This is a genomic window from Hydrotalea sp. (assembly GCF_049968455.1).
GTDB lineage: Bacteria > Bacteroidota > Bacteroidia > Chitinophagales > Chitinophagaceae > Hydrotalea.
Map to the genome: position 1 here is coordinate 39,185 of NZ_JBMFQT010000002.1, position 15,857 is coordinate 55,041.

General features: G+C 34.0%; 12 protein-coding genes and 2 tRNA genes. 4 read left to right on the forward strand and 10 right to left on the reverse strand.

Annotated features, from left to right (window positions below):
• Positions 1 to 120 precede the first annotated feature (120 nt).
• The gene (locus ACP5P5_RS01710) at positions 121 to 951 is read left to right on the forward strand and encodes a hypothetical protein (RefSeq protein ID WP_428284388.1); all 831 of its coding nucleotides are present in this window, start codon (positions 121 to 123) and stop codon (positions 949 to 951) included.
• 55 nt (positions 952 to 1,006) lie between these two features.
• Here the strand turns inward: ACP5P5_RS01710 and ACP5P5_RS01715 are convergent.
• The 5 genes from ACP5P5_RS01715 to ACP5P5_RS01735 all read right to left on the reverse strand — a co-directional run bounded on the left by ACP5P5_RS01715 (position 1,007) and on the right by ACP5P5_RS01735 (position 4,309).
• Positions 1,007 to 1,092: transfer RNA gene (locus ACP5P5_RS01715), tRNA-Leu, on the reverse strand.
• A gap of 45 nt (positions 1,093 to 1,137) precedes the next feature.
• Positions 1,138 to 1,210 (reverse strand) — tRNA-Gly (locus ACP5P5_RS01720).
• An 82-nt stretch (positions 1,211 to 1,292) separates the two neighbouring features.
• Positions 1,293 to 1,496, reverse strand: coding sequence for a hypothetical protein (locus ACP5P5_RS01725; RefSeq protein ID WP_111293469.1), 204 nt, complete (start codon positions 1,494 to 1,496; stop codon positions 1,293 to 1,295).
• Between the two features lie 42 nt (positions 1,497 to 1,538).
• Positions 1,539 to 2,576 (reverse strand): glycosyltransferase family 2 protein, encoded by a 1,038-nt coding sequence (locus ACP5P5_RS01730; RefSeq protein ID WP_428284389.1) that lies wholly within the window; start codon positions 2,574 to 2,576, stop codon positions 1,539 to 1,541.
• Positions 2,577 to 2,680: 104 nt separating this feature from the next.
• Positions 2,681 to 4,309 (reverse strand): ABC-F family ATP-binding cassette domain-containing protein, encoded by a 1,629-nt coding sequence (locus ACP5P5_RS01735; RefSeq protein WP_428284390.1) that lies wholly within the window; start codon positions 4,307 to 4,309, stop codon positions 2,681 to 2,683.
• A gap of 131 nt (positions 4,310 to 4,440) precedes the next feature.
• Here ACP5P5_RS01735 and ACP5P5_RS01740 point away from each other — a divergent pair, with 131 nt between their 5' ends.
• Positions 4,441 to 5,586 (forward strand): sensor histidine kinase, encoded by a 1,146-nt coding sequence (locus tag ACP5P5_RS01740; protein WP_428284391.1) that lies wholly within the window; start codon positions 4,441 to 4,443, stop codon positions 5,584 to 5,586.
• A gap of 35 nt (positions 5,587 to 5,621) precedes the next feature.
• Here ACP5P5_RS01740 and ACP5P5_RS01745 read toward each other — a convergent pair whose 3' ends face one another.
• From ACP5P5_RS01745 to glgB, 3 genes are all read right to left on the reverse strand, one after another.
• Positions 5,622 to 6,203 carry a phosphatase PAP2 family protein gene (locus ACP5P5_RS01745; protein ID WP_428284392.1) on the reverse strand — a complete coding sequence of 194 codons (582 nt, stop codon included), beginning with the start codon at positions 6,201 to 6,203 and terminating at the stop codon, positions 5,622 to 5,624.
• A gap of 6 nt (positions 6,204 to 6,209) precedes the next feature.
• Positions 6,210 to 6,776, reverse strand: coding sequence for a phosphatase PAP2 family protein (locus ACP5P5_RS01750; RefSeq protein WP_428284393.1), 567 nt, complete (start codon positions 6,774 to 6,776; stop codon positions 6,210 to 6,212).
• A 98-nt stretch (positions 6,777 to 6,874) separates the two neighbouring features.
• Positions 6,875 to 8,899: a 1,4-alpha-glucan branching protein GlgB gene (glgB, locus tag ACP5P5_RS01755; RefSeq protein WP_428284394.1), complete on the reverse strand. Its 2,025-nt coding sequence runs from the start codon at positions 8,897 to 8,899 to the stop codon at positions 6,875 to 6,877.
• Positions 8,900 to 9,008: 109 nt separating this feature from the next.
• On the opposite strand from glgB, the gene ACP5P5_RS01760 reads away from it, so the two are divergent.
• On the forward strand, positions 9,009 to 11,777 hold the full coding sequence (locus ACP5P5_RS01760) for an outer membrane beta-barrel family protein (RefSeq protein ID WP_428284395.1): 2,769 nt from the start codon (positions 9,009 to 9,011) through the stop codon (positions 11,775 to 11,777).
• Positions 11,778 to 11,820: 43 nt separating this feature from the next.
• Entirely contained in the window at positions 11,821 to 12,561 is a 741-nt protein-coding gene (locus tag ACP5P5_RS01765) for a GLPGLI family protein (RefSeq protein WP_428284396.1), read from the forward strand.
• A 55-nt stretch (positions 12,562 to 12,616) separates the two neighbouring features.
• Here ACP5P5_RS01765 and ACP5P5_RS01770 read toward each other — a convergent pair whose 3' ends face one another.
• Both ACP5P5_RS01770 and ACP5P5_RS01775 read right to left on the reverse strand, forming a co-directional pair.
• Positions 12,617 to 14,488, reverse strand: a complete 1,872-nt coding sequence (locus ACP5P5_RS01770; protein WP_428284397.1) for a glycoside hydrolase family 13 protein — start codon at positions 14,486 to 14,488, stop codon at positions 12,617 to 12,619.
• A gap of 3 nt (positions 14,489 to 14,491) precedes the next feature.
• Positions 14,492 to 15,844, reverse strand: coding sequence for an SLC45 family MFS transporter (locus ACP5P5_RS01775; RefSeq protein WP_428284398.1), 1,353 nt, complete (start codon positions 15,842 to 15,844; stop codon positions 14,492 to 14,494).
• Between the last annotated feature and the right edge of the window lie 13 nt (positions 15,845 to 15,857).

Consider the following 15,857-nt stretch of genomic DNA (forward strand, 5'->3'; position numbering starts at 1 on the left):
TTAATTATAACATGAAAATTAATACTACTAAAAGTACACAACAATTGGCTTTAAAGTATGCTTATTCCTCATTTTTTTGCATTTGATTAATATAGAATTACATTTGAAATAAAAACATTCATGCGCTATATCAGTATTCTTTTTTTATTATTAATTGGCTCGCTTGTGCATGCACAGTATTATTATAATGATATAATAGCAGCTAAACAGAGTGCTCAAAATTACTCAATCATAAAGGCCCAAAAAATAAAAACTATTGAAGTATTTAGCTATGATGACCTTGATGAGCAAGTAAAATCATTTTCACTACAACAAGTATTTTCAAATAATTGGAATAAAATGGAATTGAGTACGCAAAATGCAACGGGAGAAAAATCAACATTAACTACCTATTATAAAAACAATTTGGTTAGTAATACAGTTGAACGTAGTAAACACATAGAAACAATAACCAACTATACTTACGACGCACAAAATAGACTCTTGAGCATTGAATCAACTAGCAAAGACAGTGCATATAAATATCAAAATACAGAAAAACATATTTGGCTTTATGGTAGTAATGGTACACCTACAGAAATGATAAAAATTAGAAACGGCAAAGACTCAACATTGGTAAGATTCACCTTTGATGAGCAAGGTAATGTGGCAGAAGAGAAATGGTTGAGAATGGGCAGATTAATTGAAACTTATTACTATTATTATGATAACAACCATTTAATTACTGACATTGTAAGGTATAATAGAAATGCCAAAAAACTTTTGCCTGATTATATGTTTGAATACAATGCGCAACAACAAATGAGTAGTATGACACAAGTATCTGCAAATAGCAATGGCTATTTGATTTGGCATTATACATACAATGCTGCTGGATTAAAAACAGAAGAAATTTGTAAAGACAAACAAAACCAACTTGTGGCCAATTTCAAATACGTTTATCAGCAGTAATTGGCAGTGTATAAAATAAAAAAAGTCGGGATAAATTTATCACCGACTTTTTTTGTGCCCCAGGCGGGACTTGAACCCGCACGGCCGTTGCTGACCACAGGATTTTAAGTCCTGCGTGTCTACCAATTCCACCACCAGGGCTTCCAAAAAAAATTCCATCCAAAATAATGATGGAAATTTTTTTTGAGCGGAAGACCGGGCTCGAACCGGCCACCCCAACCTTGGCAAGGTTGTGCTCTACCAAATGAGCTACTTCCGCTTTTGTTATGTTTAAGAACTAGTTTATTGGGAGTGCAAATTTAGGTAACTAATTTTCTCAGCAAAATTTTTTTGAAAAAAAATTATTTATATTCAGGAGTGTATTTTGTACTACCTTGAATTTCTACATCTGGCTTGCCTTTATAACGCTTTTGGTATAATTTATAACAACCTCCTAAAAAGAAAGCTACAATACAAAATACCTGTAAATAAAATATAAATCTAGAAGTGCTTACCCAATTGCGGGAAACATCTTTTTTTGCTTGTTGATTCATTTCGTTTGACATACTATTTTAAATTGCTTTGCAAAAATAAGGTACCTGCATTAATTATGCGTGCTTATTTTCAACAATTTCTGAAAAGGTTTTTTTCCGTTTAAAAAAATATTGCCATACAATACTTCCATTATACACACCTTTTAATTGTTTAAGGGGCTTTTTATTTTCTGAAACAAACTGAACTTGTTGCCAATGCAACAACACATAAATATGGGCTTTTAATACAGCAGTAAAAAAAGAAAAGTTACCGGTTAAGAATCCTTTCCAAGCCGATATAGCATCAAGCAAAAAACGAATAAATAGTATTTTAATTTTATCTGATTTTGGCAAATGCATGGCCAACATCAATAAATTATTGCGAAAATTTAAATATAATTTTTTACTTCCTTTTTGCAATGTACCTGCACCAACATGGTAAACAACACTTTGTGGACAAACATAAACAGAATAACCTGCTAATTGCATGCGCCAACATAATTCAATTTCTTCTTGGTGTGCAAAAAAAGAGGCTGTGAACCCATTTAAATTTTTGAATACAGCACTCTTTACAAACAAAGCTGCACCACTTGCCCAAAAAACAGGTTCAACATCATCATATTGCCCTTTATCTTGTTCCATTGTATCAAATACCCTACCTTTTGCAAAAGGATAACCTAATATATCAATCCATCCGCCACATGCACCTGCATATTCAAATTCTGATGGGACATGGAAGGATAATAGCTTGGGCTGACAAGCGGCTATTTTATTATTACTTTCCATTAAATGTATAATGGGTTCAATCCAATTTTCAGTTACAGATACATCAGAATTTAGCAAAACAAAATAATCAGCATCAACTTGTTTTAAAGCCCAATTATAGCCACCTGCAAAGCCTTCATTTTTAGTGTTTTGAATAATTGTAACTTCCGAGAAACGATTTTGCAACATCAGTACCGACTCATCAGTTGAGGCATTATCGGCAATAATTATTTTTTTATTGCTATAAGTTGATGCCAATACACTTGGCAAAAATTGTTGCAAATAATGAGCACCATTATAGTTTAATATAACAATTGCTACAAGTGGCTGCTGTTGCAAATGATTCATTGGATGGAAATAGTATAATTAAAATGCTACCGACAATTAACAAATTTAGGTAGATTGACATTACAAGTTTAAGTATTTCCTTACTTAAAACACATCACACCATATTATGCCTTATAAAGCTGTTCGCGTAATTCATGTATACGTGCATCTTCCATATAATCATCAAAAGTTGTTAACCGATCAATAACTCCATTGGGTGTTAATTCAATTACTCTGTTAGCTACCGTTTGCATAAATGTATGGTCGTGAGAGGTAATAAGCACAACACCGGGGAAATTTTGACAACTTTCATTAAAGCTTTGAATACTCTCCAAATCAAGGTGGTTGGTGGGTTGATCGAGAATAATTACATTAGGATTTTGCAACATCATTCTACTAATCATACAGCGTACTTTTTCACCACCACTTAAAACATTTGTTTTCTTTAATATTTCATCGCCACTGAACAACATTTTCCCTAAAAATCCTCTTAAAAATGGTTCATCAGCCTCTGTTACATGTGAAGGAACAAATTGGCGCAGCCAATCAATTAATGATAATCCCTCTTCAAAAAAGGCAGTATTATCAATTGGCAAATAAGCTTTAGTAATGGTTGTTCCCCATTCATATTTACCAGAATCGGCTTGAATATTTCCATTAATAATTTCGAATAAACGAGTAACAGCCATTGGGTTACGACTGAGAAAGGCAATCTTATCACCTTTATTAACAGTAAAGTGCACTTTGGAAAAAAGTTTAGTGCCATCAACTGTTGCGGATAAATTTTCAACATGTAAAATTTGGTTACCTACTTCGCGTAAAGGTTGAAAAATAATACCCGGATATTTTCTATTAGAAGGTTCAATTTCTTCTATAGTTAATTTTTCTAAGGCCTTTTTTCGGGCTGTTGCTTGTTTGCTTTTGCTGGCATTGGCAGAAAAGCGTGCAATAAAGTCAAGTAAAGCAGCACGTTTTTCTTCAATTTTTTTATTCTTGTCACTCATTTGGCGCAACATTAATTGCGATGATTCATACCAGAAAGTATAATTACCTGTAAAAATTTTGATTTTTGAGCGATCGACATCTGCAACATGTGTACAAACTGAATCTAAAAAGTGACGATCGTGACTTACAACTAATACTATGTTTTCGTAATCTGCCAAAAAGTTTTCTAACCATCCAATCGTTTCAATATCTAATCCGTTTGTAGGCTCGTCTAACAAAAGAATATCTGGATTACCAAACAGCGCTTGCGCCAGTAATACTCTTACCTTAAAGGTTCCCGCTATATCTTTCATTAAACTTTGGTGCATACTTTCATTTACACCCAAACTACTTAACAAGCTACCCGCGTTACTTTCAGCTTCATATCCGCCCATCTCTCCAAATTCTGCTTCTAATTCTCCTGCCTTAATTCCATCTTCTTCCGTAAAATCTTCTTTTGCATAAAGGGCATCCCGTTCATGCATTATTTCCCATAAATGCTTGTATCCGATTAATACAGTTTCAATTACGGTATAATCATCAAAAGCAAATTGATCTTGACTTAATACAGCCATCCTTTCACCCGGAGTAATTTCAATTGTGCCTTTATTGGGCTCAATTTCTCCACTTAAAATCTTTAAAAATGTTGATTTACCGGCACCATTGGCACCAATTACGCCATAACAATTGCCTTTTACAAAATTTACATTCACCTCATCAAACAAAACACGCTTGCCATAAGCTAGGGTTAAGTTTCTAACACTAATCATGCTTTTATAGTTTTTTAGGCTGCAAAACTAAGGGTAAAGCAGCTAATTCGCTAATGTAGCTGTTTTAAATAGCATAGACCATCTAACTTTGACACAGTATTGTATTATTAAATTTTGCCTATTTTTATTTCATGCTTCAATATTGGCTAAACTGGAAAACGCTTATTACCCTAATTGCAATGCTTATTATTAGTGGCACTATTTTTTATTCAAACTATTTGGCCAATAAAATTAAACTTGATGAAAAAATAAAGATTGAACAATGGGCTGAAGCTGTAAAAAGCAATGCCAGCAACCAACTTACCGATAACAATTTGAGTGGACGTATTTTAAGCGAGAACAGCCAGGATATACCTATAATAGTCGTTACAGAAAAAGGAGTTTTATTAGACAGTAGAAATGTAGATTCTACTAGACTATCAGATCCTTCCTATTTAAAAAGAAAAATTGATTATTTTAAATCATTACACACTCCCATTGAATGGAAAAACCCATTAGATACTACACAAAAAAACATTGTGTATTATGGTGAATCGCGTTTATTGAACGAAGTACGATATTACCCAATAGTTCAACTCATTATTGTAGGATTATTTTTGTTTTTCTTAATTATTGCCCAACACACTGCTTTTAAAAACAATCAAAATCAGCTTTGGGTTGGCATGGCAAAAGAAACAGCACATCAATTAGGTACCCCTGTAAGTAGTTTACAGGGCTGGATTGAAATGCTGAGAACCATACCGAGTAATGAAAAAATAGTTAATGAAATTGAAAAAGATAGTAACCGACTATTATTAATAACCGATAGGTTTAGTAAAATTGGAAGCATCCCTACTTTAGAAGTTACGAATTTATGTGCACAAATTGAACAAATGATTGATTACATCAAAAAACGCTCGGGCGGTAATGTTGCTTTTGAATTGAATTGTACAGAACAAAACTTGGAACCAAAACTTTCACCCGCCTTGTTCGATTGGGCTATTGAAAACCTGCTTAAAAATGCACTTGATGCTATGGAAGGAAAAGGAAAAATAACTTTACAAATTAAAAAAATATCGAAACTAATTTATATTGATATTATCGATACCGGAAAGGGTATTGCCAGAAAAAATTTTGATACCGTTTTTAAACCTGGTTTTACAACAAAAAAACGTGGTTGGGGCTTGGGGCTAACCCTAACAAAACGCATTATAGAACAATATCATAAAGGAAAAATTTTTATTTTAAACAGCCATATAGGAAAAGGAACAACTTTTAGAATTATTTTACCAGGTTAATGTTTCAAGATGAATAATTTGTTCAATTAAATTTCCTATTCTTGTTTCGAATAGTATTTTTTTATAATAAACAAATACAATTTCGCGATGATAAAACCATTGAGAATCGCAATACAAATAATGGGTACAATTACATCGGAAGGATAATGTACACCAAGATAAACCCTGCTATAAGCTACTAATGCTGCCCAAAAAAATAGCAATACAGTAATTTTTGGCAATTGTTTACGCACCGCAAAAAAGAAATAGAAAGCCAATGAAAAAGTATTAGCTGCATGCGATGAAACAAAGCCATACATACCTCCCCTATAATTATTTACATAATGCAACAAATTTTCCAGTCCTGGTTCATGGCTTGGGCGAAAGCGATGAAAAATAGGTTTAAAAACTGATGAGGCCATTTGATCACTGATTGTTAATAACAATGCTACTAACAATACAAAGGGCAAAGCTTTCCACTTCAATTTAAAGCCAAGTATAATAACCAACAAAATATAAAAAGGCACCCACGAATATAGCCCACTACACCAGTACATAAACACATCAAAAAACGTGTTATGGTGGCCATTTATAAATATTAATATTTTTTTATCTAATTCTTCTAAAAATTCTAACATGTTTTTTTAATTAAACTGTTGCTTATACCGCGGCACAGCATTTTTTAAAATGAATGGCGATATTGTTCCAATAACAAAACCACCCAAAACATCTGTAGGATAATGCACGCCCAATGCCATACGTGAGTAACCCACAAGTAGGGCCCAAATTAAAACAGGTAGTCTATATTTCCACTCTTTAAAAACAATAACTACAGCAAAAAATAATACAAATGCATCGGTGGAATGACCTGATGGGAAGGAAGGGCTACCACCAGCAGTTAATTTATCAATAAAAGGATAAACTTTGAAAGGTCGCGTTCTATTTATACCATATTTAAGTATGGTAGATACTATTTCGGCCAAAAGAATGGAAAACAAAATATACCAGCCCCTAAATTGTATGAATTTATTTTTTTTTGAATACCCAACAATCAACATAATAACCGGTACACCAATTGCAAAAAAGTAAGCTGTATTTGTAATGAATTGAATGAAAGGATCTAACACTTCAATGCGGTGATGATTTAACCAATTTAAAATGGCAACATCTGTATTGGCAAGTGCAGAAATAGTAACATGAATGAAGTACATAACCTGCAAAATACTTACAATAAATTGAATGTAGGCTAAATAAATGATTAAAAAACTTAGTTTTTTCTGTTTTTAAAGCATTATTACAAATTAAAGGCTTATTTTAAAACAATTGCAGATAATGCCGGCAAGTTTACATGAATACGATACCAATCTTCATCAATATAAACTTTTTCGCATTTAATATTTTCATTTTTTACTGTGCCGCTACCAAAAAATTGTGCATCATCACTATTAAAAATTTCAACCCAACAATCCTTCCCAAACACGTGAATTTCCCAATTTTGGCGAACCACAGGTGTTAAATTCATTATTACCAATAAATCATCAGCTTTATTTTTTCCTTTTCTTTTATAAACCATTACACATTCTGCACGATGGTTAAGATCAACCCATTCAAATCCTTCAGTAGAAAATTGCAATTCATATAAAGCAGATTCAGTAGTATACAGTTTATTTAAGGCTTTCACACACTCCTTCATGCCAGCATGCGGCGGATATTGTAATAAATCCCATTGTAATTCGCTTTTATAATTCCATTCGTTGGTGGCAGCAAATTCATTGCCCATAAAAAGCAATTTAGCACCGGGATGCGTAAACATATAAGTATAAAGGGTACGAAGGTTAGCAAACTTTTGCCATTCATCGCCGGGCATTTTGTATATCATGGGGCTTTTACCATGCACTACTTCATCATGACTTAATGGTAACATGAAATTTTCATTATAGAAATACATCATACTAAATGTAAACTTATCCTGAAAGACCGAGCGGAAAATTGGATCTACTTTAAAATAGTCTAATGTATCATGCATCCAACCCATCATCCATTTCATACCAAATCCAAGCCCATCTTCAAAAGTAGGTTTACTAATTTTAGGCCAATCGGTGGCTTCTTCTGCTATGGTTTGAATATCAGGAAAATCGCGATATAAAGTTTCATTCAAATCTTTTATGAAAGCAATGGCTTCTAAATTACCATTCCCCCCAAATTCATTGGGCTCCCACTGGCCTTCATTACGGCTGTAATCTAAACGAAGGATAGAGCTTACAGCATCTACCCTTAAACCATCCGCATGAAAAGCATCGCACCAAAAACAGGCATTACTAATTAAAAAACTTTTTACTTCACCTCTTTTATAGTTGAAAATATAAGAATTCCAATCGGGGTGATACCCTTTACGCATATCGGCATATTCGTAAGTATGTGTTCCATCGAACATGAATAACCCATGTGCATCGTATGGAAAGTGTGAGGGTACCCAGTCTAAAAAAACGCCAATTCCTGCCTGATGCAATGCATCAACCAAATAAGCAAAACCTTGCGGATTACCAAAACGTGAAGTGGCGGCATAATAGCCCGTACCTTGATATCCCCAACTTCCATCGAATGGATGCTCCATAACAGGCATAAATTCAACATGCGTAAAACCCATTTCTTTTACATAAGGCACCAAACGCTCAGTAATTTGTTCATAGGTATTATAAGTTTCTTCATTGTATTTATCAGGACGCATCCAACTGGCTAAATGCACTTCATATACTGAAATAGGTGCTGCCAAGCTATTTTTAGCATGTCTGTTCTGCATCCATTGTGTATCATTCCATTCATACTGCGTTTGCCAGGTAATAGAAGCGGTATAAGGTCTTTTTTCCCAAAAATGAGCAAATGGGTCTCCTTTGTCTAATTCTATACCTTGATAACCAACAATATGGTATTTATAAGCTTCACCCTGTAGAACTCCGGGAATAAAACCCTCCCAAATTCCCGATCGGTCTAATCGAACTTTTAAAGGATGTGCAGCTTTATTCCACTTATTAAAATAGCCAATAACACTTACTGCACTGGCATTAGGTGCCCAAACGGCGAAGTAGGTGCCATGCTTGCCCAAAACTTCCAACTGCTTATTTCCGAATAAATGATATAAACGATAATGTGTTCCTTGCTGAAAATTGTTGATATCTTCTTCAGTAAAAAGCGAATAATTCCACACACTTTGTTGAGTATCAACAAAATGCACCGTTTCGTAAGCAGGCATATCTCCTGCCTTTAATGCAGCTATTCCAACCAACCTTTTTGAATTAAAATTGTTGTCACTATTTTTTTTTGTAGAATTAAACATATTACTTATTTTGTCGAATATTAAAAATAACTAACCTTTACTAATTGTTTTTACAAGCTACAATTTATGCTTTTAAAATGAAATGACCTTTGAATTTAGAACTGCATTTATGAGAAAAATTTTACCAATATTCCTACTCTTTTTCTTTCCGGCTTCTACTTTTGCACAAGATGTTTTATTGAAAGGTACAGTTATTGACACAACAGCCCGAGTAAAATTATCCAATGCAGTAGTGGCTGTATTACGTTCCAAAGATTCTGTTTTATTGAATTTTACACGCACTAATAATGATGGCAGTTTTTCTATTACTATCCCTCAAAATAGGAAGACAATTATTATGGTATCCTATCCTAATTATGCAGATTTTCTTGACACAATACCTTTACAATTACAGTATAATAACACCTTAATTAACATTGGGAATATTTATTTAGAAACCAAAGCACATATATTACAAGAAGTAATTGTACAGCAACGCGTAGCTGCCATTAAAGTAAAAGGAGACACAACTGAATTTAAGGCAGATAGTTTTCATGCCGGCCCCAATGCTTCGGTGCAAGATTTATTAAAAAAATTGCCCGGTATACAAGTTAATGCACGTGGAGAAATTACTGCGCAAGGAGAAAAAGTGAGAAAGGTTTTGGTAGATGGAGAAGAATTTTTTAGTGATGATCCTGCCGTTGTAACACAGAATTTGCGTGCAGATTATGTTGATAAAGTGCAAGTATATGACAAAAAAAGTGATCAGGCAGTTTTCTCAGGAATTGATGATGGTGAAAAAACCAAAACCATTAATTTAACTTTAAAAGAAGATAAAAAGAAAGGCTACTTTGGGAAATTAGAGGCAGGCAGCGATGCCAATCAGTACCACTATGAAAAAGCAATGGTAAATTCATTTCAGAAGAAAAGGAAATTTGCCGCTTATGTTACCAACGACAATACCAAATATGAATCACTGAACTGGACTGAAAAAACCAATTACGGGAATGACTTAAACCGAACCACTGATGTACAAGATGATGGTAGCATTTGGATTTCACAAACTTCAGACGATTTTAGCAACGGTAGTGGCTTGCCTATATCTACTACAGGTGGACTAACTTATAGCAATAAATGGAATGCTGATAAACAAAATATTAATGGTACATATCAATTCAATCATTTAAATATTGTTGGTCAAACCAGCTCCATTACTCAATATATTTTACCTGACACCACCTTTATTAATAAGGTACAGCAAAATGCCACAAACATGCGCCAACGACATAGGGTAAATGGGACCTATGAATGGCAGATTGATTCTTCCAGCTCATTAAAAGTTACCATTACAGGCTCACAAATAAAGAGGGATGATAATAATCTTTACACTGGTCAATCCATTAGCCAAGAAAATCAAATTATTAATGAAACGGATAGAACAACTACTTCCAATGGAACAGAAAACAATTTGTTAACCAATATTTTTTGGCGTAAAAAATTTAAAAAATCAGGAAGAACCATTTCGTTTAATAGCAATATCAATTTTTCAGGACGTAATAGTACGGGGTACTTAATTGCTCAAAATAGTTTTTTTGATAAATTAGGTTTTTTAACAGCTGCTCAAAATATTAATCAGTATAAAACCAATAACGAAAATGTTGCTGGTATTGATGGAAAAGTGGTTTATACCGAACCATTGTGGAAAAAAACTTTTTTAGAACTAAATTATCGGTTCGGCTTTTCGGGTAATGACGCACAACGAAATACGTTTGCTAAAGACAGTAGTAATGGTAAGTATGATATTGGGGTTGATTCACTTACCAATCATTTTAAATACAACATCAACAGCCAATCAGGTGGTGCTACTTTTCGATACAATGGCAAAAAAGTTAATTTCTCATTTGGAAGTAGCATTGGTATTACCTCATTTCAATTACATGATCAAATACAACAAACCAATCGGTCAGTACAGTTCACTAATTTATTACCAACCGCAGCTATTAATTTTACACCAAAAGCACAACGAAAAATTAGTTTAACTTATACAGGTTCAACTCAAAATCCTACCCTATCTGAAATACAGCCACTAATAGATAATACCGACCCATTAAACATAAACATTGGCAACCCCTATTTAAAACAGGCATATAATCATCGCTTTCAGTTATCTGTTTCAGATTTCAAAGTACTTAAAAGCAGAAATCTTTATATCAGTGGTAATTTTAATCTTACTAATAATGCTATAAGTTCATCTAGCAATGTTGATAGTTTAGGAAGACGTGTAAATCAAGCCATTAATGTTAATGGAAATTATAATGGCAATATTTTTATGTTTTACAGTTTTGAAGTAGTACCCACTTGGATTGCAGGTTTCAGTAGTACCCCAGGATTTTACCGTTACATTAATTATATAAATGGAGAAAGAAATGTCACTAACAATCGAAATATAAACTTTGGTATTTATTTTGGCCGTTGGAGTGACAAAAAAGTGAATTTTTATGTGAATGCAGATATCACCAGAAATTATTCCAATTCTTCCATTAACCCTAACAATACTACAAAATACTGGAGCTTTACACCTTACATAAACTTTACGGCTAAATTACCTGCCAAATTATATTTTGAAGCCAACAGCAACATAAGTATTTATGAAAAAACAAGCGTTTTTACTGGCAATGCAGATATATATTTAGTTAATGCTTCATTGAAAAAAACATTCACAAAAAGTGATAAATGGGAACTGAAATTCTCAGTGAACGACTTATTGAACCAAAATAGAGGTATTAACAGAAATATTAGCAGTAATTTCATTTCACAAACCATACAACAAACTATTCAGCGCTATTTCCTTTTAAGCATAACTTATAATTTCAGTAAAAACGGGAAACCGTCAGAATAAAACTCAACTGTAAACTGATACATAAAACAAACTAATGTACCATATGAAAGGTGTACTTCTTTTTTTATTCTCGTGTCTGCTATTTTTTTTCGCGAAAACACAAAATACATTCATTTATTCAGGAAAAGTTTATTTTGAAAAAAGGGTAAACCAATACCAGTTATTAGATATAGATAATGATGACAGCTGGTCAGAGTTAATGAAAAAAACAATGCCCAAAATTACTGTTGATGAATTTGTACTGTCATTTAACAAAGGATTTAGTTTGTATGAAATGCCAAAAGAAAATGAAAACAATAAATATATTTTTGGCATGAAGCCTTCCACACAAAATATTATCTGGAAAAATTTAGAACACAATAAAATTGAAGAGCAGAAAGAAGTATTTGAACAACAATATTTGTTAAAAGATTCACTTAGAAAATTAGAATGGCGCATTACCGGAGAAACCCGCGAAATTGCAGGATTTGATTGTAAAAAAGCGGTAACTAAAATTTGTGATTCAGTTTATGTGGTAGCTTTTTATACTGATCAAATTCCGGTAAGTAGCGGACCAGAGAGTTTTAGTGGTTTACCGGGACTGATTTTAGGTTTAGCCGTACCTAGATTATATACTACTTGGTTTGCCACTAAACTTGAATTATTACCACCCAATACTAATATTTCAATGCCCAAACTTAAAGGTAAAGTAACCAATTGGGAAGCTTTACAAAAAGATTTATTGAATGGCATGAAAGATTGGGGAAAGCCCGGACCAAAATATGTTTGGAATGCATTGCTATAAAATTGCCCGCACCAACTATTTGATGCGGGCAAAATTTTCAAACTATTGCTTTACTTTATTTCTTTAATTCAACAATCATTAAAGTTTTGGCAGGTACTGAAAAATCTTGGCCTACTTCAGTATCATTCATAACGTTTAACCCTTTATGAAAACCTGCAGTTCGTTCAGCAAAATTACTCCAACTAATTTGGTGCTCTTTTTCATTCGTATTCATAACACACATAATAGTTTGGCTATCGGTGTACCTGAAATAAACATAAACACCATCTTTAGGCACATACTGCATCAATTTCCCGTGTGTTAAAGCAGGGGAATTCTTTCGGAAATTAGCCAACTTTTTAGTGTAAGCCTGAACGGCCAATTCATCTTTACTAAGTCCTTCACCTGTAAATGCATTCTTTTTATCGCCTGCCCAACCACCGGGGAAATCTAACCTGACCCATCCGTCTGGATTAGAAAAACCTTTCATCAGTACTTCAGTGCCGTAATACATTTGAGGTATTCCCCTACTGGTTAACAACCATGCTATACCCATCTTTTGCTTATCTACATCTTCTTTTACTTCTGAAAAAAATCTTGATAAATCATGGTTATCTAAGAAAATAACATTACGCATCGGATTAGTGTACAGAAAATCTTTTGCCAGTGTGCTATACAATCTATTTACACCTTCAGTCCAACCAAATGGTTGGTTTACTGCAGGTAAAATGCCATCAAACAATAATTGAAAGTCAGTTGCACCTTGTAAATTACTTTTAAAAGGAATATTAATTTTATTGTCAACAAAATAAGCCTGGCTGGAAACGCCATGCACCCAAGTTTCCCCGAACATCGTAATTTTAGGATATTCCTTTTCTAGTGCAGTATTACAACGATTCATAAAATCTAAATCATTATAAATGTAGGTATCGATGCGCCATCCATCAATTCCAAATTTTTCTACACTCCAAATTGCATGTTGAATTAAAAAGTTAGCAACATAAGGATTGTTTTGGTTTAAATCGGGCATTTTTTGTGTAAACCATCCATCACTTGTAATTTTTTTATCAATGGCGGAAGCATATGGATCGTACAAAGGTTGGTCTTTATAAGAAGTTTGTGTAAATGTAGGCCAGCGATGAAACCAATCGTGTGTTGGAGGATCAAGGAAGAAAATATTTTTACTGCCTACATGATTATAAACAGCATCTTGAATTAGCTTCATTCCACGTTTGTGCAATTCATTACTTAGTTCCAAATACATGGATTCTCCACCTAAGCGAGGTTCAATTTTATAATGATTAGTAAAGGAATAGCCATGTTCCGTTCTGTTAGGTTCATCATTTTCAATTACAGGAGTTAGCCATAAAGTGGTTATCCCTAATTTTTGTAAATAATCAAGGTGGTTAATAATACCTTTAAAATCTCCCCCATGTCGCAAATAAATAGAATCGCGGTTAAGCGATTGATCAAGCATTCCAGGTACACGGTCATTTGATGGGTCACCATTACTAAAGCGATCGGGCATAATTAAATAAATAAAATCGCCAGAATTTACTCCTTGTGCAAATTGGGTACCGTTACCTTGTCTTCTTTCGTATAAAGGCCACTGGATTGTTTGTTTGGAATTTCCCGCCCAAAAAACAATAGGAACCACACCCGGTTTAGCAGAAGCTGTAATATCAATATCAACAGCTACATAGGTTTTATTATCTAGAGCATGAACTTTCAAAAGTTTTACACCCGGATAATCAATTTGAATTTGGTTACGATTGATTGAGTCCGGAACTCCGCTTTTTATTAGTAGTTGAATTTGATGATGCTGCATACCTACCCACCAGTTAATTGGATAAACTGCTGGTTTTTGTGCAAATAAAATAACAGGTGCAATAAGCATACAACAAAATGCAATCAAACATTTCTGCACTTGTACATAATTTTTTTTCATACTTTAATCTTTAGAAGATTTTATAACCAGTTTTGCAAAAATTCCGGCCAAGAACATAGAAGCCCCGGCAAGTCCAATAACATGAATGGGTTTTTCACCTAATGCAGTTAGTGCAACTCCACCTAACAATCCTGCAGCAATTTGGGGAACGGTTATTGTAATATTAAATATTCCCATATAAACGCCGGTTTGCTTAGCAGGTAACGAAGCAGAAAGAATGGCATAAGGCAATGCTAATATTGCAGCCCAAGCAATACCAATTCCTATCATGGGTACAAAAAGCCAATACTTATCATAAATAAACATCATAGAAATAAGGCTAATACCTCCGGCAAAAAGCGAAAACATATAAGTATTTTTCCTACCTAGTTTATTCGCCAAAGGTGTAAGAACTAATGAATACAACGCTGCGAAAATGCTATAAGCAGCAAAAATTACCCCAGTCCAATTACCTGCCTCATTATATTCTTTTGATTCTGGGTTACTGGTGTTCCAAATATGTTGCGCTAAACCTTGCGTTGTATATACCCACATTAAAAAAAGTGCAAACCATGAGAAGAATTGTGTTACAGCTAGTTGTAACATAGTAGCAGGAGTGTTTTTTAGAAGACTTAAAAAACTTTGTTTTTCTTTACCTGTATCTTCATCTAAATTATTATACACCGCATATTCTGCTGGAGGATATTCTTTTGTTCTAATAGAAGTCCAAATAACACTTAATAATAATGCAGCTCCTCCAAAATAAAAAGACCAGATTACTGTAGGTGCCACTCTTTGACCCTCACCGGGTTCATTAGCAACCCCTAAACTGGTGAGTACAAAGGGCAATAGCGAGCCAATTACCGCACCAGCATTAATTAAAAAACTTTGTATAGCATAACCTTGATTACGTTGGCTTTCATCTACCATATCGCTTACCAATGCACGAAATGGTTGCATAGTAACATTAAATGAGGTATCCATTAAAAGCAACATGGTAGCTCCAAAAAACAATGGCGGTAATAACTCTGCAAAATGTTCTGAATTGGGCATGAAAAACATAGCCAACGCAGAAACAATGGCTCCTCCCAATATAAATGGAATTCTTCTACCTAATCGAGTCCAGGTTTTATCGCTTGACAGACCTACAATGGGTTGTACAAAAAAGCCTGCCAATGGTGCAGCTAACCAAAATAAACTTAAATGATGCGGATCGGCACCTATAGCAGATAGTATACGGCTGGTATTAGCATTTTGTAACGAATAACCAATTTGAACTCCAAGGAATCCAAAACTAATATTCCATATTTGCCAAAACCGAAGTTTGGGCTTATGCATTCTTGGTGATGAATGAGCAGGGGGCGGGATGTTGGCCATGGCAATCGTTGAG

Coding starts and splice junctions, on each gene's coding strand:
- ACP5P5_RS01710 (WP_428284388.1), top strand. CDS start 121: ATGCGCTATATCAGTATTCTTTTTTTATTATTAATTGGCTCGCTTGTG.
- ACP5P5_RS01725 (WP_111293469.1), bottom strand. CDS start 1,496: ATGTCAAACGAAATGAATCAACAAGCAAAAAAAGATGTTTCCCGCAAT.
- ACP5P5_RS01730 (WP_428284389.1), bottom strand. CDS start 2,576: ATGAATCATTTGCAACAGCAGCCACTTGTAGCAATTGTTATATTAAAC.
- ACP5P5_RS01735 (WP_428284390.1), bottom strand. CDS start 4,309: ATGATTAGTGTTAGAAACTTAACCCTAGCTTATGGCAAGCGTGTTTTG.
- ACP5P5_RS01740 (WP_428284391.1), top strand. CDS start 4,441: ATGCTTCAATATTGGCTAAACTGGAAAACGCTTATTACCCTAATTGCA.
- ACP5P5_RS01745 (WP_428284392.1), bottom strand. CDS start 6,203: ATGTTAGAATTTTTAGAAGAATTAGATAAAAAAATATTAATATTTATA.
- ACP5P5_RS01750 (WP_428284393.1), bottom strand. CDS start 6,776: ATGTACTTCATTCATGTTACTATTTCTGCACTTGCCAATACAGATGTT.
- glgB (WP_428284394.1), bottom strand. CDS start 8,899: ATGTTTAATTCTACAAAAAAAAATAGTGACAACAATTTTAATTCAAAA.
- ACP5P5_RS01760 (WP_428284395.1), top strand. CDS start 9,009: ATGAGAAAAATTTTACCAATATTCCTACTCTTTTTCTTTCCGGCTTCT.
- ACP5P5_RS01765 (WP_428284396.1), top strand. CDS start 11,821: ATGAAAGGTGTACTTCTTTTTTTATTCTCGTGTCTGCTATTTTTTTTC.
- ACP5P5_RS01770 (WP_428284397.1), bottom strand. CDS start 14,488: ATGAAAAAAAATTATGTACAAGTGCAGAAATGTTTGATTGCATTTTGT.
- ACP5P5_RS01775 (WP_428284398.1), bottom strand. CDS start 15,844: ATGGCCAACATCCCGCCCCCTGCTCATTCATCACCAAGAATGCATAAG.